This window comes from Metapseudomonas boanensis, assembly GCF_018704125.1.
GTDB lineage: Bacteria > Pseudomonadota > Gammaproteobacteria > Pseudomonadales > Pseudomonadaceae > Metapseudomonas > Metapseudomonas boanensis.
This window is the reverse complement of the sequence record NZ_JAGTIS010000002.1, coordinates 687,028-708,166: the sequence shown is the minus strand read 5'-3', so window position 1 is coordinate 708,166 and position 21,139 is coordinate 687,028. Positions and strand designations below refer to the sequence as shown.

General features: G+C 63.0%; 20 protein-coding genes. 11 read left to right on the top strand and 9 right to left on the bottom strand.

Annotation, left to right across the window (positions count from 1 at the left end):
- Nucleotides 1–405: 405 nt before the first annotated feature.
- The gene (gene dut, locus J7302_RS07255) at nucleotides 406–861 is read right to left on the bottom strand and encodes a dUTP diphosphatase (protein WP_215372293.1); all 456 of its coding nucleotides are present in this window, start codon (nucleotides 859–861) and stop codon (nucleotides 406–408) included.
- Nucleotides 862–867: 6 nt separating this feature from the next.
- Nucleotides 868–2,076: a bifunctional phosphopantothenoylcysteine decarboxylase/phosphopantothenate--cysteine ligase CoaBC gene (gene coaBC, locus J7302_RS07250; RefSeq protein ID WP_215372291.1), complete on the bottom strand. Its 1,209-nt coding sequence runs from the start codon at nucleotides 2,074–2,076 to the stop codon at nucleotides 868–870.
- A gap of 135 nt (nucleotides 2,077–2,211) precedes the next feature.
- Between coaBC and radC the strand changes: the two genes are divergently transcribed.
- Complete coding sequence (radC, locus tag J7302_RS07245) at nucleotides 2,212–2,886, top strand: RadC family protein (protein ID WP_215372288.1); 675 nt, start codon at nucleotides 2,212–2,214, stop codon at nucleotides 2,884–2,886.
- Between the two features lie 47 nt (nucleotides 2,887–2,933).
- On the opposite strand, the gene J7302_RS07240 is transcribed toward radC, so the two are convergent.
- On the bottom strand, nucleotides 2,934–4,511 hold the full coding sequence (locus J7302_RS07240) for an ABC transporter substrate-binding protein (RefSeq protein ID WP_215372286.1): 1,578 nt from the start codon (nucleotides 4,509–4,511) through the stop codon (nucleotides 2,934–2,936).
- A gap of 362 nt (nucleotides 4,512–4,873) precedes the next feature.
- On the opposite strand from J7302_RS07240, the gene rpmB reads away from it, so the two are divergent.
- Nucleotides 4,874–5,110 carry a 50S ribosomal protein L28 gene (rpmB, locus tag J7302_RS07235; protein WP_039806568.1) on the top strand — a complete coding sequence of 79 codons (237 nt, stop codon included), beginning with the start codon at nucleotides 4,874–4,876 and terminating at the stop codon, nucleotides 5,108–5,110.
- A gap of 10 nt (nucleotides 5,111–5,120) precedes the next feature.
- A complete protein-coding gene (gene rpmG / locus J7302_RS07230) occupies nucleotides 5,121–5,276 on the top strand; it encodes a 50S ribosomal protein L33 (RefSeq protein ID WP_215372284.1) in 156 nt (51 codons plus the stop codon).
- A gap of 166 nt (nucleotides 5,277–5,442) precedes the next feature.
- Here rpmG and J7302_RS07225 read toward each other — a convergent pair whose 3' ends face one another.
- Entirely contained in the window at nucleotides 5,443–5,808 is a 366-nt protein-coding gene (locus J7302_RS07225) for a cupin domain-containing protein (protein WP_215372282.1), read from the bottom strand.
- A 14-nt stretch (nucleotides 5,809–5,822) separates the two neighbouring features.
- A complete protein-coding gene (locus J7302_RS07220; RefSeq protein WP_215372280.1) occupies nucleotides 5,823–7,163 on the bottom strand; it encodes an aspartate aminotransferase family protein in 1,341 nt (446 codons plus the stop codon).
- A 230-nt stretch (nucleotides 7,164–7,393) separates the two neighbouring features.
- Here J7302_RS07220 and J7302_RS07215 point away from each other — a divergent pair, with 230 nt between their 5' ends.
- Together J7302_RS07215 and J7302_RS07210 are read left to right on the top strand one after the other, a co-directional pair.
- Nucleotides 7,394–8,887 carry an aldehyde dehydrogenase gene (locus tag J7302_RS07215; protein WP_215372278.1) on the top strand — a complete coding sequence of 498 codons (1,494 nt, stop codon included), beginning with the start codon at nucleotides 7,394–7,396 and terminating at the stop codon, nucleotides 8,885–8,887.
- Nucleotides 8,888–9,025: 138 nt separating this feature from the next.
- A complete protein-coding gene (locus J7302_RS07210; RefSeq protein WP_215372276.1) occupies nucleotides 9,026–10,177 on the top strand; it encodes an MFS transporter in 1,152 nt (383 codons plus the stop codon).
- A gap of 47 nt (nucleotides 10,178–10,224) precedes the next feature.
- Here J7302_RS07210 and J7302_RS07205 read toward each other — a convergent pair whose 3' ends face one another.
- Both J7302_RS07205 and J7302_RS07200 read right to left on the bottom strand, forming a co-directional pair.
- A complete protein-coding gene (locus J7302_RS07205; RefSeq protein ID WP_215372274.1) occupies nucleotides 10,225–11,547 on the bottom strand; it encodes an NAD(P)/FAD-dependent oxidoreductase in 1,323 nt (440 codons plus the stop codon).
- Nucleotides 11,548–11,647: 100 nt separating this feature from the next.
- On the bottom strand, nucleotides 11,648–12,136 hold the full coding sequence (locus tag J7302_RS07200; RefSeq protein WP_215372271.1) for an Lrp/AsnC ligand binding domain-containing protein: 489 nt from the start codon (nucleotides 12,134–12,136) through the stop codon (nucleotides 11,648–11,650).
- A 158-nt stretch (nucleotides 12,137–12,294) separates the two neighbouring features.
- Here J7302_RS07200 and dadA point away from each other — a divergent pair, with 158 nt between their 5' ends.
- The 5 genes from dadA to J7302_RS07175 all read left to right on the top strand — a co-directional run bounded on the left by dadA (nucleotide 12,295) and on the right by J7302_RS07175 (nucleotide 16,336).
- Nucleotides 12,295–13,593, top strand: a complete 1,299-nt coding sequence (dadA, locus tag J7302_RS07195) for a D-amino acid dehydrogenase (RefSeq protein WP_215372269.1) — start codon at nucleotides 12,295–12,297, stop codon at nucleotides 13,591–13,593.
- The gene (locus tag J7302_RS07190) at nucleotides 13,568–13,921 is read left to right on the top strand and encodes a RidA family protein (protein WP_215372267.1); all 354 of its coding nucleotides are present in this window, start codon (nucleotides 13,568–13,570) and stop codon (nucleotides 13,919–13,921) included. The genes dadA and J7302_RS07190 overlap by 26 nt, the downstream gene beginning before the upstream one ends.
- A gap of 61 nt (nucleotides 13,922–13,982) precedes the next feature.
- Nucleotides 13,983–15,050 (top strand): alanine racemase, encoded by a 1,068-nt coding sequence (alr, locus tag J7302_RS07185; protein WP_215372265.1) that lies wholly within the window; start codon nucleotides 13,983–13,985, stop codon nucleotides 15,048–15,050.
- Between the two features lie 184 nt (nucleotides 15,051–15,234).
- On the top strand, nucleotides 15,235–15,783 hold the full coding sequence (locus tag J7302_RS07180; RefSeq protein ID WP_215372263.1) for a cupin domain-containing protein: 549 nt from the start codon (nucleotides 15,235–15,237) through the stop codon (nucleotides 15,781–15,783).
- A gap of 130 nt (nucleotides 15,784–15,913) precedes the next feature.
- Complete coding sequence (locus J7302_RS07175) at nucleotides 15,914–16,336, top strand: c-type cytochrome (protein WP_349814428.1); 423 nt, start codon at nucleotides 15,914–15,916, stop codon at nucleotides 16,334–16,336.
- An 81-nt stretch (nucleotides 16,337–16,417) separates the two neighbouring features.
- Here J7302_RS07175 and J7302_RS07170 read toward each other — a convergent pair whose 3' ends face one another.
- Nucleotides 16,418–16,990: a xanthine phosphoribosyltransferase gene (locus J7302_RS07170; RefSeq protein WP_215372502.1), complete on the bottom strand. Its 573-nt coding sequence runs from the start codon at nucleotides 16,988–16,990 to the stop codon at nucleotides 16,418–16,420.
- A gap of 52 nt (nucleotides 16,991–17,042) precedes the next feature.
- Nucleotides 17,043–19,055, bottom strand: a complete 2,013-nt coding sequence (gene rep, locus J7302_RS07165) for a DNA helicase Rep (protein ID WP_215372261.1) — start codon at nucleotides 19,053–19,055, stop codon at nucleotides 17,043–17,045.
- Nucleotides 19,056–19,312: 257 nt separating this feature from the next.
- On the opposite strand from rep, the gene J7302_RS07160 reads away from it, so the two are divergent.
- The gene (locus J7302_RS07160; RefSeq protein ID WP_455429744.1) at nucleotides 19,313–20,989 is read left to right on the top strand and encodes a putative bifunctional diguanylate cyclase/phosphodiesterase; all 1,677 of its coding nucleotides are present in this window, start codon (nucleotides 19,313–19,315) and stop codon (nucleotides 20,987–20,989) included.
- Nucleotides 20,990–21,139: the final 150 nt, after the last annotated feature.

Here is a 21,139-nt window from a genome sequence, read left to right as displayed (position 1 = left end):
CTCCAGTGGGTCAGATTGCGTTCGACCATCTGGAGCCGGGTGGCGTCGCCACTTTCCAGGGCCTCGATCAGTGCCGGGTTCTGCGCTGCGGCGGCAGTTTCGGCCTGCATTTGCGCAATGGCTTGCTGGACGGCAGAGGCTTGGCTGCTGCCCCATATCTGGCTCAGCTGGGCGACGCGGTTCGCATCGGCAGGGGCGAGCACGCCGAACCAGAGAATGGCGCCGGCGGCTGCCAGGCCGCCCAGCGTTGCGATGACGCCCGGCAGGAGTTCGCCGGGCCGAGGTTGCGCCCGAGCCTTGACCATGAGCTGCGCATTTGGCTGCTCTGTGGGCGCTGCATCCTTGCTACTGCGCTTGAAGAGTTTCACTGAGGTCTCCTCGGCGGTTTGTCCTGAGGGCGGGCGATTACTGACTGCCGGTATGGCCGAAGCCGCCTGCACCGCGCTGGCTTTCGTGGAATTCCTCGACCAGCTCGAAGTGAGCTTGTACCACGGGCACCAACACGAGTTGCGCGATGCGCTCACCGATTGTAATGCGGAAGGACGTCTGGCCACGGTTCCAGCAGGAAACCATGAGCTCGCCCTGGTAGTCGGAGTCGATCAACCCCACCAGGTTGCCGAGGACGATGCCGTGTTTATGGCCCAGCCCGGAGCGCGGAAGGATCATGGCTGCGAGGCCCTGGTCGGCGATATGGATCGACAGGCCAGTGGGGATCAGCAGCGTCTGGCCCGGTTCGAGGGCGACCTCTTCCTTGAGCATGGCGCGCAGGTCGAGGCCAGCGGAGCCGGGGGTGGCGTATTGCGGCAGCGGGAATTCGCTGCCCAGGCGGGGGTCGAGGATCTTGGCTTGCAGGGAATGCATGAGGTCTCAGGCCTGGTTGAGGCGGTCGGCGATGAAGATGATCAGCTGACGGGCGATCTTGCCCTTGCTGGTCTGGGCAAAGCTGGTCTGGCCCAGGTCGCGGTCGATGATGGTGATGGCGTTTTCCTCGCTGTTGAAGCCGATGGTGGGGTTGGCCACATCATTGGCGACGATCAGGTCGAGGTTCTTGTCCTTGAGTTTGCGCGAAGCGTATTCGAGCAGGTTCTCGGTCTCGGCGGCGAAGCCGACGCTGAAGGGGCGATCGGGACGGCCGGCAAGGGTGGCGAGAATATCGGGGTTGCGTACCAGCTGCAGCAACAGGCCTTCGCCGCTGGTCGGGTCCTTCTTCATCTTGTGCTGGGCCACCACTTCGGGGCGGTAGTCGGCGACGGCGGCCGCGGCGATCAGCAAGTCGCAGGGCATCGCCGCTTCGCAGGCCGCCAGCATGTCACGCGCGCTGATCACGTCAATGCGGTTGACCCGATCCGGCGTCGGCAGGTGCACTGGGCCAGTGATCAGCGTCACCTTGGCGCCAGCCTCCACTGCGGCTTCGGCCAGGGCAAAGCCCATTTTGCCGGAGCTGTGGTTGGTGATGTAGCGCACCGGGTCGATGTTTTCCTGGGTCGGTCCGGCGGTGATCAGCACATGGCGGCCGGTCAGGGCGCGATGCTCGAAGCAGTCGGCGGCGCGTTGTGCCAGCTCCTCGGCCTCCAGCATGCGGCCGAGGCCGACGTCACCGCAGGCCTGGCTGCCCGATGCCGGGCCGAAGAGGCGGAAGCCGCGCTGACCCAGCAGTTCGAGGTTGGCCTGGGTGGCCGGGTCGCGCCACATCGCCTGGTTCATGGCCGGGGCCAGGGCGACCGGGGCATCGGTGGCCAGTACCAGGGTGCTCAGGAGGTCGTCCGCCATGCCCTGGGCCAGGCGCGCGATCAGGTCGGCGGTGGCCGGCGCAATCAGCACCAGGTCGGCCCAGCGGGCCAGCTCGATATGCCCCATGGCCGCTTCGGCGGCGGGGTCTAGCAATTCCAGGTGGACCGGGTGACCGGAGAGGGCCTGGAGGGTCAGCGGTGTAATGAACTCACGGCCGCCCTGGGTCATCACCACGCGGACTTCGGCGCCTTGGTCACGCAGTCGGCGGACCAGCTCAGCACTCTTGTAGGCAGCAATGCCGCCGCCCACGCCCAGGAGGATGCGTTTCCGATAGAGCCGCTGCATAGGCCTGCCTTTCTATGGATGTTGACGATGCGCTGCGGCGGGGCCTCCCCAGACCGGCCGCCGCGCAAAAAGGGTGGGGTAAGATAGCACAGCGCCCGCATCGGAACAGCGGCGCAGCTCAACCAGGGAGGTCTCATGAGCATTCGACATTGGCCCGCGGCGGAGCGTCCGCGGGAGAAACTTCTCGACCAGGGCGCGGCAGCCCTCAGCGATGCCGAGCTTCTGGCCATCTTCTTGCGTACTGGCGTCGCCGGCCGTAGCGCGGTGGATCTCGCCCGCCAGCTGCTCAGCGAGTTCGGCGGTCTGCGTCCGCTGCTGGAGGCGGACCTCGAATCCTTCTGCCAGCATCTGGGCCTGGGGCCGGCCAAGTTCGCCCAGTTGCAGGCGGTGCTGGAAATAGCCAGGCGCCACTTGGCCGAAGGGCTACGCCGCGATTCCGCGCTGGAGAGTCCTCAGGCTGTACGCGCTTACCTGAAGGCACAGTTGCGGCATGCGCATCACGAGCAGTTCGCCTGCCTGTTCATGGATTCCAAGCACCGGGTGCTGGCCTTCGAGGTGCTGTTCCACGGCACCATCGACGGTGCCAGCGTCTATCCGCGCCAGGTGGTCAAGCGCGCGTTGGCGCACAACGCCGCAGCCTTGATCCTCACGCACAATCACCCTTCTGGCGTTGCAGAGCCTAGTCAGGCCGATCGACAGCTGACCCAGCGTCTCAAGGAGGCGCTGGCGCTGATCGATGTGCGAGTGCTTGATCACTTCATCGTGGGGGATGGCGAGCCGTTGTCGATGGCCGAATATGGCTGGGTTTAGGAACTGTTGACGTTTCGCCGCGTTTTGCGCCGAAACGTCAAGAGACCCTAGGGGGCAAGCCTGACCTTGGAAAAGTCCTGGCGGCCAAACGGACTGACCTTATAGCCCTCGATGTTCGCGCGGGTCAGCGCGAATGCGGTGGGGTGGGCGAGCGGGAGCCACAGCGCCTGCTCGCGGATGATCTGTTGGGCCTTCTCGTAGAGTGCGGCACGTTCGGCCTGGGTGCTGTGGGTCTTGCCGTCGCTGATCAGCTTGTCCAGTTCGGGATTGCAGAAGCGTGCGAAGTTCAGTCCGGATTGCACCGAGGCGCAGGAGAATTGCGGCGTGAGGAAGTTGTCCGGATCGCCATTGTCGCCGGCCCAACCCATGAACAGCAGGTCATGCTCGCCGGCTTTGGCGCGGCGGATCAGTTCGCCCCATTCGATCACGCGGATCTCGGCCTGGATGCCGACCTTGGCCAGATCGGCCTGCAACAGCTGTGCGCCGAGGCTGGGGTTGGGGTTCAGCAAGCTGCCGGACGGACGGGTCCAGATCGTGGTCTTGAAGCCGTCCTTGAGACCAGCCTCCGCCAGCAGGGCCTTGGCCTTCTCCGGATCATGGGGATAGGCCGGTAGCTTGGCGGCATAGCTCCAGGTATTCGGCGGGAAGGGACCGTCCGCAGCGCTGGCGCTGCCTTCGAACACGGCCTTCAGGTAGCTGGCTTTATCGAAGGCAAGGTTGATGGCCTGGCGCACCTTGGGCTGATCCAGTGGCGCGTGCCGGCTGTTGATGCCGACGAAGGCGGTCATGAAGGCGGGCGTCTGGATTACCCGGACTGCGGCGTCACTGGCGGCGGCCTGCACGTCGAGCGGTTTGGGTGACAAGGCGATCTGGCACTCGCCCCGACGCAGCTTCTGCAAGCGCACGTTTGCATCAGGCGTGATGGCGAACACCAGTCCGTCGATGCCCGGTTTGCCAGCGAAGTAGTTCGGATTGGCCGCATAGCGCACGGCAGAATCCTTCTGGAAGCGCTTGAAGACGAAGGGGCCGGTACCGATGGGCTCGGCATTGAGCTTCTCCGGTGTCCCGGCCTTCATCAGCTGGTCGGCGTACTCGGCCGAATAGATGGAGGCGAAGCCCATGCTCAGGGTGGCCAGGAAGGTGGCGTCCGGCTTGTTCAGGGTGAAGCGCACTTCATAGTCGCCAGACTTCTCGATGCTTTTGAGCAGGCTGGGCAGCTGCATTGACTGGGCGTGGGGGAAACCGCTTTGCGCGATCTTGTGCCAGGGCTGCGTCGGGTCGAGCATGCGCTGGAAGCTGAACACCACATCGTCCGCGCTGAGGGGGCGGCTTGGCGTAAAATAGTCCGTGCTGTGGAAGACCACCCCCTTGCGCAGGTGGAAGCTGTAGACCAGGCCGTCGGCCGAGACGTCCCAGCGCTCCGCCAGGCCGGGCACCAGCTGGCCGCGTTCGGCATCGAACTCCACCAGGCGGTTCATCAATACGTCGGCCGAAGCATTGGTGGTGGTCAGGGAGTTGTATTGGACTACGTCGAAGCCTTCGGGGCTGGCCTCGGTACAGACGCTGAGGGTGGCAGCCTGGGTCAACAGCGGGGCGAACAGCAGCGGGAGGGCGGCGAAACGCATGGCAAACTCCTTTGCGGGGAAGACGGGCGGCCAGCGGTCGGGCCAAGGGCCTAACCCTAGACCAATGCCGGATACCGGACAATCGGCAGCGGGCGACGAGCGGTCGCCCTGCCCTGTGCCTCCCGAAGTAACGGCTGTGCGTGCTTTGGGAGCGTTCCGGGCCTGTGGGTAAATCGCTACGGCCCTTGCTGCACTAGGGGGTTTCTGATATAAAGCAGCGCTCTTTTCTGGGGGCCCGGTCTTTCGCATTCATTATGCGGCCGGTAAGACCCTGACGAGACGGGCGCTGAAGCGCCCACCCAAGTTAGAGTTCAAGCGGCCAACCCATGCCGGGTTGGGCATGTGGTTTAGAGGGCTGAGGCATGTCGAGAGTCTGTCAAGTAACCGGTAAGGGTCCGGTTACCGGGAACAATATTTCCCACGCTAACAACAAAACCCGTCGTCGTTTCCTGCCGAACCTGCAGCACCATCGCTTCTGGGTCGAGTCCGAAAAGCGCTTTGTGCGTCTGCGCGTTTCCGCCAAGGGCATGCGTATCATCGACAAGCGCGGTATCGACGTCGTGCTGAGCGAGCTGCGTGCTCGCGGCGAAAAGGTTTAAGGAGCTAATCATGCGTGAACTGATCCGTTTGGTGTCCAGCGCCGGTACCGGCCACTTCTACACCACCGACAAGAACAAGCGCACCACTCCCGAAAAGATCGAGATCAAGAAGTTCGATCCGGTTGTGCGTAAGCATGTGATCTACAAGGAAGCCAAGATCAAGTAATTGATCCGGCCCTTGTCGAAAAAGCCCGCCTATATGGCGGGCTTTTTCATGTGTGCGATTTCTCCCTTTGAGTGAGGGCAGGAAAAGGCCGGATCCCGATCCGCGCCCATAAAAAAGCCCGCGAAGCGCGGGCTGAAGGGTGACAAGCATCAGGGGATGAGCGGGACTATTTGGCCGCCTGCTCGAACATCACGTAAACCTTGCGACAGGGCTCCAGCACCTCCCAGGTGCCGGAGAATCCGGCCGGGATCACGAAACGGTCGCCGACGCGCAAGGTCTTGGCATTGCCATCCTTGTCGCGGATGACCGACACGCCCTGCAGGATTTCGCAGTATTCATGCTCGGTGTAGTTCACCGTCCAGTGACCGACGGCACCTTCCCAGACACCGGCATTGAACTGCCCGCAGGGGCTGGCGTAATGGTTGCGTACGCTCTGCTCGGGATCGCCCTTGAGGATTTTTTCGGCGGCGGGGCGGTAATGTTCGGGCGCGGTGGTGGCCTGGGCGAAGTCGACGATCTGTTGCACATTCATGGCAGAGTTCCCGTTCAAGAAGCTTTGTGGATAGCATCGCCAAGCGTGGCGATGAGCGTATCGATCTGGGCTTTCTCGACGATCAGTGGTGGCGACATGGCGATGGTGTCGCCGGTCACGCGGACCATCACGTTGTCCTGGAAGCACTGTTCGAAGACCTGGAAGCCGCGCTTACCAGCACCTTCGGCGCTCGGTGCCAGTTGCACGCCGCCGACCAGGCCGATGGCGCGAATGTCAATGACGTTGGGCAGGTCGCGAAGGCTGAGCAGCGCCTCCTGCCAGTAACCTTCCAGTTCGATGGCCTGCTGGAACAGGCGATCGTTCTGGTAGATGTCCAGGGTGGCCAGGGCGGCGGCGCAGGCCACCGGATGGCCGGAATAGGTGTAGCCGTGGAAGAACTCGATGTTGCTTTCCGGGCCTTGCATGAAGGCCTGGTAGATCTGCTCGTCGACGAACACCGCGCCCATGGGGATGGCGCCGTTGGTCAGGCCCTTGGCACAGGTGATGATGTCCGGCGTGACGCCCCAGCGCTGGGCGGCGAAGGCTTCGCCGATGCGGCCAAAGCCGGTGATCACTTCATCGAAGATCAACAGGATTCCATGCTTGCGGGTGATTTCGCGCAGGCGCTTCAGGTAGCCCACCGGCGGCAGGATCACGCCTGCGGAACCCGACATCGGCTCAACGATCACCGCAGCGATATTCTCGGCACCGTGCAACGTCACCAGATGCTCCAGCTCGTCGGCCTTCTCGATGCCGAACTCCGGCAGCCCACGGCTGAAGGCATTGCGCTGGATATCCAGTGTGTGCGGCAGATGATCCACGTTGGGCAGTAGTGTGCTGAAAGCCTTGCGGTTGTTGACCATCCCTCCGACTGAAATGCCGCCAAAGCCCACGCCGTGGTAGCCCAGCTCGCGACCGATCAGGCGAGTGCGGGTGCCCTGGCCGATGGCGCGCTGATAAGCCAGGGCGATCTTCAGGGCGGTATCTGCCGACTCGGAACCGGAGTTTGTGAAGAAAACCTTGTTCAGGCCCTTGGGCGCGATCTCCGCCAGCCGCTCGGCCAACTCGAAAGGCAGCGGGTGACCCATCTGGAAGGTTGGCGCGAAGTCGAGCTTGGCGATCTGCCGGCTCACCGCCTCGGTAATTTCACGGCGGCCGTGGCCGGCGTTGCAACACCAGAGACCGGCGGTGCCATCGAGCACCTTGCGCCCATCAGTGGCGGTGAAGTACATGCCCTCGGCGCTTTCGAGCAGGCGCGGCCTTGCCTTGAACTGGCGGTTGGCCGTGAATGGCATCCAGAAATCGTCGAGGCTGTTGGTTATTCTGCCCGGTTGAGGTGAGGTGTTGTTCGTCATTATGGCCACCAGAAAGGCGAGGTAAGGCTGCAGGGCTGATTCTGGCGAAGTCTATGTTTAATAAAACGAACATGACAAGGGTATTTGGCGGATTTTTGTCAAATATATTGAAAATGCTGGGTCCTCTGGTTTAGGGTTGCGAACATGGCGATTCATAGGTCGACCTTGCAGAATTTTTGACAGTGCGTGCCTGAATCCAGCCGCGCTTCTACTAATAAGAGGAAAACTCCATGACCACCCTGACCCGAGCAGACTGGGAACAGCGCGCCAAGTCCGTACAGATCGAGACGCGCGCTTTCATCCACGGCGAGTACACCCACGCTGTTTCCGGCGACACCTTCGATTGCATCAGCCCGGTCGATGGCCGGCTGCTGGGCAAGGTGGCCAGTTGCGACCTGGCTGACGCTGAACTGGCGGTCAAGGACGCCCGCGCGACCTTCGAATCCGGCGTGTGGTCGCGCCTGGCACCGGTCAAGCGCAAAGAGGTGATGATTCGCTTCGCCGATCTGATCGACGCCCACGGCGAAGAGCTGGCCCTGCTGGAAACCCTGGATATGGGCAAGCCGATCAGCGACTCGCTGAGCGTCGACGTCAATGCCGCCTCCCGCGCGATTCGCTGGAATGGCGAAGCCATCGACAAGATCTACGACGAAGTCGCCGCCACCCCGCACAACGAGCTGGGCCTGGTGACTCGCGAGCCGGTCGGCGTGGTTGCCGCCATCGTGCCGTGGAACTTCCCGCTGCTGATGACCTGCTGGAAGCTCGGTCCGGCGCTGTCCACCGGTAACTCGGTGGTCCTCAAGCCGTCCGAAAAGTCTCCGCTGACCGCCATTCGACTGGCCCAGCTGGCCATCGAGGCCGGCATTCCGGCGGGCGTGCTCAACGTGCTGCCAGGCTTCGGCCACACCGTGGGCAAGGCCCTGGCCCTGCACATGGACGTCGATACCCTGGTGTTCACCGGTTCAACCAAGATCGCCAAGCAGCTGATGATCTACGCCGGCGAGTCCAACATGAAGCGCGTTTGGCTGGAAGCCGGCGGCAAGAGCCCGAACATCGTTTTCGCCGACGCGCCTGATCTCAAGGCGGCCGCCGAGGCTGCTGCTGGTGCCATCGCATTCAACCAGGGCGAAGTCTGCACCGCCGGTTCGCGACTCCTGGTGGAACGTTCGATCAAGGACCAGTTCGTGCCGATGGTGGTCGAAGCGATCAAGGCCTGGAAACCGGGCAACCCGCTGGACCCGGCGACCAACGTCGGCGCCTTGGTTGACACCACCCAGATGAACAACGTGCTGTCCTACATCCAGGCTGGCCATGACGATGGCGCCAAACTGGTGGCCGGCGGTCATCGCGTGCTGGAGGAAACCGGCGGTACCTACGTCGAGCCGACCATCTTCGACGGCGTGGACAATGCCATGCGCATCGCCAAGGAAGAGATCTTCGGGCCAGTGCTCTCGGTCATCGCCTTTGACGACGTCGAAGAAGCCGTGCAGATCGCCAACGATACCGTCTACGGCCTGGCCGCTGCGGTGTGGACCAGCAATCTGTCCAAGGCTCACTTGGTCTCCAAGGCCCTGCGTGCCGGCAGCGTCTGGGTCAACCAGTACGATGGCGGCGACATGACCGCGCCGTTCGGCGGCTTCAAGCAGTCCGGCAACGGCCGTGACAAGTCGCTACACGCCTTCGACAAGTACACTGAGCTGAAAGCTACCTGGATCAAGCTCTGAGCTAGGTAAGGTCCGGCCCTCTTCTGAGGGGCCGGCTCATCTGAGCTACGCCGGCGGCCGGGTTCCCTCAAGGGACCCGGCCGCAGGCGCTTGTATCACCCGTTAAATGCGTCCTTTACGGAATGGAGGTCGTTGGCAATGCGTTGGGGAACCTACTTCGCCGTGTGCGGCGCAGTCATCAGCATCGGGCTCGCCCTCGGGGTGACCATGCCACTGGTCTCTCTGCGTCTCGAGAGTTGGGGCCACGGCACCTTCGCCATTGGCGTGATGGCGGCGACCCCTGCTGTTGGCGTGCTGCTCGGGGCCAGCCTCGCCGGGCGACTGGCCGCGCGTTTCGGCACGACCTCGCTGATGCAGATGTGCCTGCTGGTGGGGGCGCTCTCCGTGGCCCTGCTGGCGGTGGTACAGAGCTACCCGGTCTGGGTGGCGCTGCGCCTGTTGATCGGCGTGGCCCTGACGGTGGTATTCATCCTCGGCGAAAGCTGGATCAACCAGCTCGCGGTGGAAGAGTGGCGCGGTCGGCTGGTGGCGCTCTACGGCACGGGCTATGCGCTCAGCCAACTTTCTGGCCCGCTGCTGCTCAGCGCACTGGGCACGACCAACGACCTCGGCTTCTGGACTGGTACCGGCTTGCTGATTGGCGGCTCGCTGCTGCTACTTGGCCGTGCCGGGGCGCCCAGCGTCGACGCCCATAGTGCATCCGGTCGCGGTCTGTGGGCCTTCTGTAGTCGCTTGCCGACCATCGCTTGGGCCGTGGTGCTGTTCGCTGCGTTCGAAGCGATGATGCTGACCCTGCTGCCGATCTATGGCTTGCGCCAGGGCTTCAACCAGGAAGTCGCTTTGCTCATGGCCAGTGTGGTGGTGGTGGGTGACGCCGCCCTGCAGTTGCCGATTGGCTGGTTGGCCGATCGCATGTCCCGCCGCACTCTGTTTCGGGCCTGTGGCCTGACCTTGCTGGTCAGCAGCCTGGCCATTCCGCTGTTGCTGCACACACCAGTGATCTGGCCGATCTGGGTGCTGTTCGGTGCCAGTGCTGGCGGCCTTTTCACCCTGGCACTGATCCTGATCGGCGAGCATTATCGCGATGATGAACTGGTCCGCGCCAACGCCCACGTCGCCCAGCTCTGGGGCATCGGTTGCCTGGTCGGGCCCTTGGCTACCGGGGCCGCGAGCCAGTGGATCAGCGGTCACGCACTGCCGCTGATGATGGCCTTGGGCGCGGCCGGCTTCGTCTGGCTGGCCTGGAACCGGGAGCTATTCGAGGATGAAGCAGCAACTGCTGCTGACTGAGCTAAGCCAGGCTCTGCTTTCCTGCAGAGCCCGTCCACCCTACAGAATCAAACCACCCCAACGGCTTCCTTCAAGCGGTACCAGGCCATACCCAGCGCCAGCAATGGCGAGCGAAGGTAGCGGCCGCCGGGGAAGGTCATGTGCGGTACCTTGGCGAAGATGTCGAAGCCGTGGCACTGCTGCCCGCTGATGGCTTCGGCCAGGAGCTTGCCGGCCAGGTGAGTAGCGTTCAGCCCATGGCCGGAGTAGGCCTGGGCGAAGTAGACGTTGGGCTGGTCCGCCAGTCGACCGATCTGCGGTAGGCGGTTGGCACCGATGCCAATCATCCCGCCCCACTGAAAGTCGACTCGCACGTGCTCCAACTGCGGGAACACCTTGAGCATCTTCGGCCGCATGTACGTTTCGATGTCGGCCGGGTCGCGCCCGGAGTAATGGCAGGCACCGCCGAACAGCAGGCGGTGGTCGGCGGACAGGCGGTAGTAATCCAGTGCGACGCGTTGGTCGCACACCGCCATGTTCTGCGGCAGCAGCTCATGTGCGAGCTCCCTGGAGAGGGGCTCGGTGGCAATGACGTAGCTGCCGGCTGGCAGCACCTTGCCGCCCAGGGCCGGGTTGAGATTGTTCAGGTAGGCGTTGCAGCCAAGCACCAGCGTTTTGGCGCGAACGTGGCCGTGCGCAGTGTGCACCTTCACTTCTGCGCCGTAGTCAATCCTCGTCACCGTCGAGTGCTCGAACAGTCGCACGCCCAGCGAGGCGGCCGCAGCCGCTTCACCGAGGGCCAGGTTGAGCGGGTGCAGATGCCCGGAGCCCATGTCTATCAGCCCGCCGACATAGCGGTCGGAGCCCACCACGCTGCGCATCTCGCCGGGCTGAACCAGGCGCAGCTCATGGCGATAGCCCAGGCTTTCGAGCTCTGCTTTGTCCGCGGCGAAGCCTTCCAGGTCACGCGGCCGGTTAGCCAGATCGCAGTAGCCCCAGGTCAAGTCGCAGTCGATGGCGAATTGCTCGACCCGCTGGCGGACGATCTCTACCGCCTCCAGGCCCATCAGCTTGAGGGCGCGGACGCCCTCGGCACCGATCACTGGCTCGAACTGCTCGACGCCATGGCCGACGCCGCGGATCAATTGTCCGCCGTTGCGCCCGCTGGCGCCCCAGCCGATCTGCCGGGCTTCGAGCAGCGCCACCGAGAGGCCGCGCTGGGCTAGCTCGATGGCAGTGTTCAGCCCGGAAAATCCGCCACCGACAATGCAAACATCAGCCAGCTCCTCCCCTGCCAACGGCGGGTAGTCGATGCGCCGGTTGGCGCTCGCAGCGTAATAGGAGGGGGCGTGCTGATCGGTGTGCACCGGGAGGCGAACGCGGGCGTTCATGTGCGAAATCCTGATTATTGTGTTGTTAAAATTAAACGCCCGGGCAGGATAAGTCGAACCCCTCGGCGCTGCCAAGGGGGGTAGGTCGTCCAGGTTGCGCTCAATCCGGAATGGGCAGGTTGAGGGACTCCTTCACTTCTTCCATGACGATGTAGGACTTGGATTCACGCACGTGTGGCAGCTTCAGCAGGATGTCGCCGAGTAGCTTGCGATACGAGGCCATCTCGTTGATCCGGGCCTTCACCAGGTAGTCGAAATCGCCAGAGACCAGATGGCACTCGAGCACGTGGGGCAGCTTCAGCACGGCGCGGCGGAAGTCCTCGAAGGTGTCACCGGACTTGTAGTCCAGGCTGATTTCGACGAACACCAGCAGGCTGGCCTTCAGGTGTTGCGGGTTAAGCCGCGCGTTGTAGCCAAGGATGATGCCTTCGCGCTCCAGGCGGCGAACGCGCTCGGTGCAGGGGGTGGTCGAGAGGCCGACGCGCTCACCTAGTTCGGTAAAAGAGATCCGGCCGTCCTCCTGCAGGATTCGTAAAATATTCCGGTCTATCTTGTCCAGTTCACGCCGGGTTTGATGCTGTGTGCGCATGGTGGATGCCCCTCCGTTTAAGCGCATTTTGCCAAGAATTATCGCCAAATATAGCTATCTATATAGTGAATATCACTGGCCTTGTCTCCCTATACTTCGCGCCATTGACGCTCAAAATAACAAACGCAGCGAATTCCCCGCTGCGAATGGAGACAGACATGCGAGTGATGGTCCTTGGCAGTGGTGTGATCGGTACGACTAGCGCCTATTACCTGGCTCAGGCAGGGTTCGAGGTGGTCGTGGTCGACCGCCAGAACGCCGTGGCCATGGAAACCAGCTTTGCCAACGCTGGTCAGGTTTCCCCCGGTTATGCATCGCCCTGGGCTGCGCCCGGCGTGCCGCTGAAGGCCGTCAAATGGATGCTGCAGCAGCACGCGCCGTTGGCCATCCGCACCACCAGCGACATCGACCAGTACCTGTGGATGACGCAGATGCTGCGTAACTGCACCGCCGCCCGCTATGCGGTGAACAAGGAGCGCATGGTGCGTCTGTCCGAGTACAGCCGCGACTGCCTCGATGAGCTCCGTGCTGAAACCGGCATCAGCTATGAAGGCCGCGCGCTCGGCACCACCCAACTGTTCCGCACCCAGGCCCAGGTAGACGCCGCGGCCAAGGACATTGCCGTGCTTGAGCGTTCCGGCGTGCCTTACGAGCTGCTCGACCGCGACGGCATCGCCCGCGTCGAACCGGCCCTGGCCAACGTGAAGCACAAGCTGGCCGGCGCCCTGCGCTTGCCTAACGACCAGACCGGCGACTGCCAACTGTTCACCACCCGCCTCGCAGAGATGGCGGAGAAGCTGGGCGTGGAGTTCCGCTTTGGTCAGAACATCGAAGGTCTGGACTTCGCCGGCGACCGCATCAACGGCGTCTGGATCAACGGCAAGCTGGAAACCGCCGACCGCTATGTGCTCGCCCTCGGCAGCTATACCCCGCAGATGCTCAAACCGCTGGGCATCAAGGCGCCGGTCTATCCGCTCAAGGGCTATTCGCTGACCGTACCGATCACCAATCCGGCCATGGCTCCGACCTCGACCATTCTCGACGAGACCTACAAGGTCGCCATCACCCGCTTCGACAAACGCATCCGCGTGGGCGGCATGGCCGAGATCACCGGCTTCAATCTGGACCTGAATCCGGCGCGCCGCGACACCCTGGAAATGATCACCGCCGACCTCTACCCGGAAGGCGGCGACCTGTCCCAGGCCAGCTTCTGGACCGGCCTGCGCCCGGCCACTCCGGACGGCACCCCAATCGTGGGCGCGACCCCGTTCCGCAACCTGTTCCTCAACACTGGACACGGTACCCTTGGCTGGACCATGGCCTGCGGCTCTGGCCGCCTGTTGGCCGACCTGATGGCGCGCAAGCGTCCGCAGATAAGCGCCGAAGGCCTGGACATCTTCCGCTATGGCAATTCCAAGGAGACCCCGAACAATGTCAATCCAGCGCCTGCGCACTGAAACCCGTTACAGCGAAATCGTCATCCACAACGGCACGGTCTATTTGGCCGGCCAGTTGGATGAGAGCCACAGTGCGGGAGTCGGACAGCAGACTCGCGAGACCCTCGCCAGCATCGACCGCATGCTGGCCGAGGCCGGCACCGACAAGAGCCGCATTCTCTCGGTGACCATCTACCTCAAGGACATGGCGGCCGACTACGCCGCGATGAACGCGGTATGGGATGCCTGGGTGCCGGTCGGCCATGCGCCAGCCCGCGCCTGCGTCGAGGCGGCGATGTACTCGCCTGACGTACTGGTGGAAATGACGGTTATCGCCGCCCTGCCTTAACGAACTTGCTCAGCCCGGCGTTCGCGCCGGGTTTTTTCCGATAAGAGAAGAAGCCCTCGCCATGCGTCCCGCTCGTGCCCTGATCGATTTCGAAGCCCTTCGCCACAACTATCGTCTGGCCCGTGAAGTCAGCGGCGCCAAGGCGCTGGCCGTAGTCAAGGCCGATGCCTACGGCCATGGCGCGGTGCGCTGCGCCGAAGCGCTGGAGGGAGAGGCCAATGGATTCGCCGTGGCTTGTATCGAGGAGGCCCTGCAACTACGCGCGGCCGGCATCCGCAAGCCGATCCTGCTGCTTGAGGGGTTCTTCGAGGCGGACGAACTCAGCCTGATCCAGGAGCATGATTTCTGGACCGTAGTGCACGCCAGTTGGCAGCTCGAGGCCATCGAGCGGGCCGAATTGCGCAAGCCGCTGACGGTTTGGCTCAAGCTCGACTCCGGGATGCACCGGGTTGGCCTGCACCCGGCCGAGTACCGTGACGCTTACCAACGCCTGCAGGCCAGTGGCAAGGTCGAGAAGATCGTGCTGATGAGCCACTTCGCCCGAGCCGACGAGCTCGATTGCGCCAGCAGCGAGGAGCAGGTCGCCGTCTTCGAGCAGGCCCGCACCGGCCTGTCGGCTGAAGTGAGCCTGCGCAACTCGCCGGCCGTGCTGGGCTGGCCGCAAGTCCCCAGCGATTGGGTACGCCCGGGCATCATGCTGTACGGCGCCACGCCATTCGAGCAGGCGCATCCGTTGGCCGAGCGCCTGAAGCCGGTCATGACGCTGGAGTCGAAAATCATCAGCGTACGCGAACTGCCGGCGGGTCAGCCGGTAGGTTACGGCGCGCGTTTTGTCACTGATCGTCCGACCCGTGTCGGCGTGGTCGCCATGGGTTACGCCGACGGCTACCCGCGCCATGCGCCGACCGGCACACCGGTGACCATCGACGGGCAGTTCAGCCGCCTGATCGGCCGAGTGTCCATGGATATGCTCACCGTTGACCTGACTGACCTGCCGCAGGCGGGCCTGGGCAGCCGTGTCGAACTGTGGGGCAAGCAGGTGCTGGCCAGCGAAGTGGCGGCACACGCCGGCACCATTCCATACCAGATTTTCTGCAACCTGCGGCGAGTGCCGTTGGTTTACAGCTGAGCGGGTGATCAGGAAATCGATCATCGTTTTTGATCGATTATCCAAGTGATTGCTTTTACGAAGATTTTCTTTGGGGCAGGGAAAGTTGGCGCAGTATTGACAACCGGAGTGTTGTAAATACTGAACGCTGTTGCCATGATACGGCGACCGTGACCACCCCTGATCCCCAAGGAGGATCCCGCCATTGGACGTTGGTGTTCGACTGCAAGCCATTCGCAAGCTGAAAGGCCTCTCCCAGCGTGAACTCGCCAAGCGGGCGGGCGTCACCAACAGCACGATTTCCATGATCGAGAAGAACAGCGTCAGCCCCTCCATCAGTTCGCTGAAGAAGGTGCTGGGCGGTATTCCGATGTCGTTGGTGGAATTCTTCTCGCTCGACCTGGAGCAGGACAATCAGGTCCAGGTCGTCTACCGGGCCTCCGAACTCACCGACATCTGTAGCGGCGCCATTACCATGAAGCTGGTGGGCAAGGCCCATCCGAGCCGGGCCATCGCGTTCCTCGACGAAACCTACCCGCCAGGCTCCGATACCGGTGATGAGATGTACGCCCACGACGGCGAGGAAGCCGGCATGCTGGTGGAAGGGCGACTGGAGCTGACGGTGGGCAGCGATGTCTACGTGCTCGAGCCGGGTGACAGCTACTACTTCGAAAGCAGCAAGCCACATCGATTCCGTAATCCTTTCGATGCGCCCGCCCGGCTGATCAGCGCCACGTCTCCTGCGAATTTCTGAAAAGCTCTCCCGTCACGCCTTGGCATTGAGCCCTGCAGGGTTATTTCAGCATGACGGGCTTACCGTTATACTTGCGCCCGCCCGCGAAACCGTGGCCGCGGGCGTCTCTAGCCACGATGAGGGTGTAAGGGTGAACCTAATCAAGAAAATGCTGGCGGCCCATGCCGCCGTATTGGCCCTGTGGGCTGTCAGCGCTCAGGCCGCGACCGACGATGCCATCGCCGAACGCATCAAGCCGGTCGGTGAAGTCTGCGTGATGGGGCAAGAGTGCAAGGGCGTCGGTGCCGTGGCTGCTGCCGCTGGCGGCGGTGCTCGTACTCCGGACGACATCATTGCCAAACATTGTGGCGCTTGCCACACCGCTGGCGTGCTCGGCGCGCCGAAGATCGGCGACAAGGCAGCCTGGAAAGAGCGTGCTGACCACCAGGGCGGCCTCGACGGCATCCTGGCCAAGGCCATCACGGGCATCAACGCGATGCCACCGAAAGGCACCTGTGCTGACTGCACCGATGATGAGCTGAAAGCCACCATCAAGAAGATGTCCGGTCTGTAATAGACTCGACAGCGACAAAAAAGCCGCCCGAGGGCGGCTTTTTTGTGCCTCTCAACTGCGACCTGATGTCGCGCTCAGGGCTTATTCGACAAAGGTGACCTGGCCATTGGCCAGGGAGCTGACCCGCGCCAGCGACTCGACCCGATAGCCTTCGCTTTCCAGAAGGCCGCGGCCTTCCTGGAACGACTTCTCGATCACGATGCCCATCCCGGCGACGCTCGCCCCGGCTTGGCCGATCAGGTCGATCAGCGCCTTGGCCGCGTGGCCATTGGCAAGGAAGTCGTCGATCACCAGCACATGGTCAGCGGCGGTCAGGTGCTTGGCGGAGATGGCGATAGTGCTTTCGCTCTGCTTGGTGAAGGAGAACACCTTGGAGATGTAGAGGTTCTCCTTCAGGGTCAGCGACTGGTACTTGCGGGCGAAGATCACCGGCACACCCAGTTCCAGGCCTGCCATCACGGCCGGCGCGATACCGGAAGCCTCGATGGTGACGATCTTGGTGATGCCTTGGCCGCGGAAACGCTCAGCGAATTCGTGCCCGACCTGCTGCATCAGCTTGGGGTAGATCTGGTGGTTGAGGAAGGCATCGACCTTCAGTACCTGGTCGGAGAGGACGATGCCCTCTTCGCGAATCTTCTGTTTCAGCGCTTCCACGCCCGTACCCTCGTTCATAAGCCCGGTCTGCGCCGGGGTTGTTGGTGACTGATCAGGATTTCTTCAGCATTGCACGGATATCCGCCAATGCCGTGTTACCGCGAGCGGCCTTGACCTCGACCGGCGCGTCGTCCATGCCTTCCCACTCGAGGTCTTCCTGCGGGAGTTCCTCGAGGAAGCGGCTCGGCGAGCATTCGATGATCTCACCGTACTGCTTGCGCTTGGCGGCGAAGGTCATGGCCAGGTTCTGCCGCGCGCGGGTGATGCCCACGTAGGCCAGGCGGCGTTCTTCTTCGATCGTGTCCGCTTCGATGCTGGAACGATGGGGAAGGATGTCCTCCTCCACGCCCATGATGAACACATAGGGGAATTCGAGCCCCTTGGACGCGTGCAGGGTCATCATCTGCACGCCATCGGCGCCTTCCTCTTCTTCCTGCTGGCGTTCGAGCATGTCGCGCAGCACCAGCTTGGCAATGGCCTCTTCGATGGTCATGCCGCCTTCCTCGTCGCGCTCGAGGGTGTTCTTCAGGGCTTCGATGAGGAACCAGACGTTGCCCATGCGAAAGTCAGCGACCTTGTCGCTGGAGGCGTTCTGGCGAATCCAGTTCTCGTAGTCGATGTCCATGACCATGCTGCGCAGGGCGGCGATGGGGTCGTTCTGCGCGCATTGCTGGCGTACCCCATCCATGAAGCGCTTGAAGCGCTGCAGGCGCTCGCTGAAACGACTGTCCAGGTGCTCGGAAAGTCCCATTTCATCGCTCGCGGCGTACATTGAGATACCGCGCTCGGTGGCGTAGTTGCCGAGCTTTTCCAGGGTGGTGGAGCCTATCTCGCGACGCGGCACGTTGATCACCCGCAGGAAGGCGTTGTCGTCGTCCGGGTTCACCAGCAGGCGGAAGTAGGACATCAGGTCCTTCACTTCCTGGCGGCCGAAGAAGCTGGTGCCGCCGGACAGGCGATAGGGAATCTGATGGTGCTGCAGCTTGAGCTCCATCAGCTTGGCCTGGTGATTGCCCCGGTAGAGGATGGCGAACTCGCTGTACGGGCGCTGGGTGCGCAAGTGCAGGGTGAGGATTTCCATGGCGATGCGCTCGGCCTCGGCGTCCTCGTTGCGGCAGCGGATCACCCGGATCGGATCGCCCACGCCCATTTCGCTCCACAGCTGTTTCTCGAACACGTGCGGATTGTTGGCGATGAGGATGTTCGCGCACTTGAGGATGCGGCTCGTGGAGCGATAGTTCTGCTCCAGCATCACCACCTTCAGCGAGGGAAAATCTTCCTTCAGCTGCATCAGGTTTTCCGGGCGTGCGCCACGCCAGGCGTAGATCGACTGGTCGTCATCGCCGACCACGGTGAACTGGGCGCGGTGCTGCACCAGCAGCTTCACCAGCAGGTACTGGCTGGCGTTGGTGTCCTGGTATTCGTCGACCAGCATATAGCGCACGCGGTTCTGCCACTTCTCCAGGATGTCCGGGTTGTCCTGGAACAACTTCACCGGCATCAGGATCAGGTCGTCGAAGTCAACCGCATTGTATGCCTTGAGCGTGCGCTGGTAGTGCAGGTAGACGATGGCAGCGGTCTGCTCCTTGGGGTTTCGCGCCTTGGCCAGGGCCTCTTCGGGCAGGATCAGGTCGTTCTTCCAGTTGCCGATGTAACCCTTGATTTCGTCGACGCCATCATCCCCGGAATACTCCTTCTGCATGATGTCGCTGAGCAGCGCCTTGATGTCCGACTCATCGAAAATCGAAAAACCGGGCTTGTAGCCCAGGCGTGTGTGTTCCTTGCGGATGATGTTCAGGCCGAGGTTGTGGAAGGTGGAGACGGTCAGGCCCTTGCCTTCGCCGCCGCGCAGCAGGGAGCTGACGCGCTCCTTCATCTCGCGCGCGGCCTTGTTGGTGAAGGTCACCGCGACGATGTACTGGGCGCGGATCCCGCACTGCTGGACCAGGTAGGCGATCTTGCGGGTGATCACGCTGGTCTTGCCGGAGCCAGCACCGGCGAGCACCAGAAGGGGACCACCGACATAGTTCACGGCTTCCTGCTGCCGAGGATTGAGTCGGGACATACTGCAATGGATCGAGGCGAATGGCCGCGCATTCTAGCAGGCCGGCGGTTTCTACCGAAGCGTATCCGGACGCTCTGTGATCCATCACCCTTTGCATGAGGGTTGTGCTTGGATATTTCCCCGCATCAAGTAGGATTGATCCGCCCCGGATGGCTTGAGCCAGACGGGGCGGGCAAGGATGCCTGACGAGAACGACGCCGATAACGGCGCAAAGTGGCGTTATCACGCTGCAGAATCCTTGACCCCGGGGAGGTCATTTGTCCGCGCTCTCAGAGCCCTTGCGCATGCTCCTGCTGGCCGAATCGCCAGTCTGGGCTGAACGTCTCCGCGAGCTTCTGGCCGCGATGGGCAGCGCATCCCCATTGATCACCGCCGTCTCCTGGGAAGCTGCCCGCGATCTGCTCGATGATCCGGGCGCAGCGGTGATCCTCTGCACTCCAGGCCACGTGCCGCCCGCCGGTCGTTGCCCACTGCCGGTCATCCTGTTGCTCGAGAGTGAGCCGAGCGAGCCCCCGCAGGGAGCCTGTGACTGGCTGGTGCGCGAGCACCTCAGCGTCGATGTCGTGCGCAGGACTTTGCGCCATGTCCGTGAGCGGCGAACCTTGCAGGGGGCGCTGGAACGCCTGGCCGAGCAGGACCCGCTGACCGGCATCGCCAACCGCCAGGGTTTTCAGACACTTCTGGCCGCCCGGCTGATGGAGTATGAGGGGCGCGGGTTGGCGCTCGGCCATCTTGACCTGGATAACTTTCGCCACGCCAACGACGCCCTCGGCTACCAGGCCGGTGACCGTCTGATCCGACAGGTGGTAGCACGCCTGAAGGCACAGCTAGGGTCCAGAGACCAGCTGGCGCGTCTGGGTAGCGATGAATTCGCTTTGCTGCTGGATATTCGGCACGATCCAACGCGACTCGCACGCCTTGCCGAGCATATCGTCGAGGCGCTGGCCGAACCTTACTGGGTGGACGGTGAAAGCCTGCTCCTCGGTTGCAGCCTGGGCCTGGCGCAGGCGCGCTCCCGCGAGGGCGCAGACCCGCTGATGTGGCATGCGCACATTGCCATGCAGCAGGCCAAGGCGACTCAGGGCTGCACCTTCCACATATTCGACGAGCGGATCAACCGCAGCGCGCGCAGCCGGGCCGACCTGGAAAGCGAGCTGCGCCGCGCCTTGCGTCGGGACGAACTGGAGCTGCACTACCAGCCACGCCTGTGCCTGAAGACCGGCACCATCGTCGGCCTGGAGGCGCTGGTGCGCTGGCGGCACGCCGAGCGCGGCCTGCTGACCCCCAACGAGTTCGTCCCGCTGGCTGAGGAGAGCGGCCTGATCGTCCCGCTGGGTTACTGGGTGATCTCCCGCGCCCTGCGCGACATGCAATGGTTGCGCGGTCGGGGGCTGCCACCGCTGCACATGGCGGTGAACCTGTCGTTCCGGCAGTTCCAGGACAGCCAACTGCTACCGACCCTGAGTCGGCTGATCAGCGAGCGCGGCATCGATGCCAGATGGCTGGAGTTCGAACTCACCGAAACGGCCGTGATGCGCCGCAGCGACCAGGTCCGGCAGACGATGGATGCCCTCGGCAAACTTGGCGTGCGTTTTTCGCTGGATGACTTCGGAACCGGCTTCTCGTCCTTCGTCCACCTCAGCAGCCTGCCTATCGCGCTGCTCAAGATCGACAAGAGCTTCGTAGGCGACATGCACGAACGCTCGGAGAATCGCCAACTGGTCAAGGCGATGATCAACCTGGCACAGAACCTCAAGCTGGAAGTGGTTGCGGAAGGTGTGGAGAACGCCGAGCAGCTGGCCCTGTTGCGGCAATTCGGCTGCGACCAGGCCCAGGGCTACTGGATCAGTCGGCCGTTGCCACTGGCCGAGTTGGCACGTTTCCTCGTTTTCGGCACCCGCCAGCCGATGTTTGCCAGCTTGCCCTCCGCCTAGGGAACCGCCGGGCCAGGCCGGCCTCATCGGCTGTAATTGGCTTTGTGCCTGTCGTGAAGCGTGCAACCTGCCGCGAGCCCTGGCGTCCTGCTTTCCAGCCCCGCCGCCGCTGGCTATCGTAATGACTACTCTGCGCATGACGAGCCGATC

What these genes read in the sequence shown, in the direction of transcription:
- dut (WP_215372293.1), bottom strand. Translation starts at nt 861, where the DNA reads ATGCATTCCCTGCAAGCCAAGATCCTCGACCCCCGCCTGGGCAGCGAA.
- rpmG (WP_215372284.1), top strand. Translation starts at nt 5,121, where the DNA reads ATGCGTGAACTGATCCGTTTGGTGTCCAGCGCCGGTACCGGCCACTTC.
- rep (WP_215372261.1), bottom strand. Translation starts at nt 19,055, where the DNA reads ATGTCCCGACTCAATCCTCGGCAGCAGGAAGCCGTGAACTATGTCGGT.
- J7302_RS07215 (WP_215372278.1), top strand. Translation starts at nt 7,394, where the DNA reads ATGACCACCCTGACCCGAGCAGACTGGGAACAGCGCGCCAAGTCCGTA.
- J7302_RS07225 (WP_215372282.1), bottom strand. Translation starts at nt 5,808, where the DNA reads ATGAATGTGCAACAGATCGTCGACTTCGCCCAGGCCACCACCGCGCCC.
- J7302_RS07200 (WP_215372271.1), bottom strand. Translation starts at nt 12,136, where the DNA reads ATGCGCACACAGCATCAAACCCGGCGTGAACTGGACAAGATAGACCGG.
- J7302_RS07190 (WP_215372267.1), top strand. Translation starts at nt 13,568, where the DNA reads ATGTCAATCCAGCGCCTGCGCACTGAAACCCGTTACAGCGAAATCGTC.
- dadA (WP_215372269.1), top strand. Translation starts at nt 12,295, where the DNA reads ATGCGAGTGATGGTCCTTGGCAGTGGTGTGATCGGTACGACTAGCGCC.
- coaBC (WP_215372291.1), bottom strand. Translation starts at nt 2,076, where the DNA reads ATGCAGCGGCTCTATCGGAAACGCATCCTCCTGGGCGTGGGCGGCGGC.
- J7302_RS07210 (WP_215372276.1), top strand. Translation starts at nt 9,026, where the DNA reads ATGCGTTGGGGAACCTACTTCGCCGTGTGCGGCGCAGTCATCAGCATC.
- J7302_RS07240 (WP_215372286.1), bottom strand. Translation starts at nt 4,511, where the DNA reads ATGCGTTTCGCCGCCCTCCCGCTGCTGTTCGCCCCGCTGTTGACCCAG.
- radC (WP_215372288.1), top strand. Translation starts at nt 2,212, where the DNA reads ATGAGCATTCGACATTGGCCCGCGGCGGAGCGTCCGCGGGAGAAACTT.
- alr (WP_215372265.1), top strand. Translation starts at nt 13,983, where the DNA reads ATGCGTCCCGCTCGTGCCCTGATCGATTTCGAAGCCCTTCGCCACAAC.
- J7302_RS07205 (WP_215372274.1), bottom strand. Translation starts at nt 11,547, where the DNA reads ATGAACGCCCGCGTTCGCCTCCCGGTGCACACCGATCAGCACGCCCCC.
- rpmB (WP_039806568.1), top strand. Translation starts at nt 4,874, where the DNA reads ATGTCGAGAGTCTGTCAAGTAACCGGTAAGGGTCCGGTTACCGGGAAC.
- J7302_RS07220 (WP_215372280.1), bottom strand. Translation starts at nt 7,163, where the DNA reads ATGACGAACAACACCTCACCTCAACCGGGCAGAATAACCAACAGCCTC.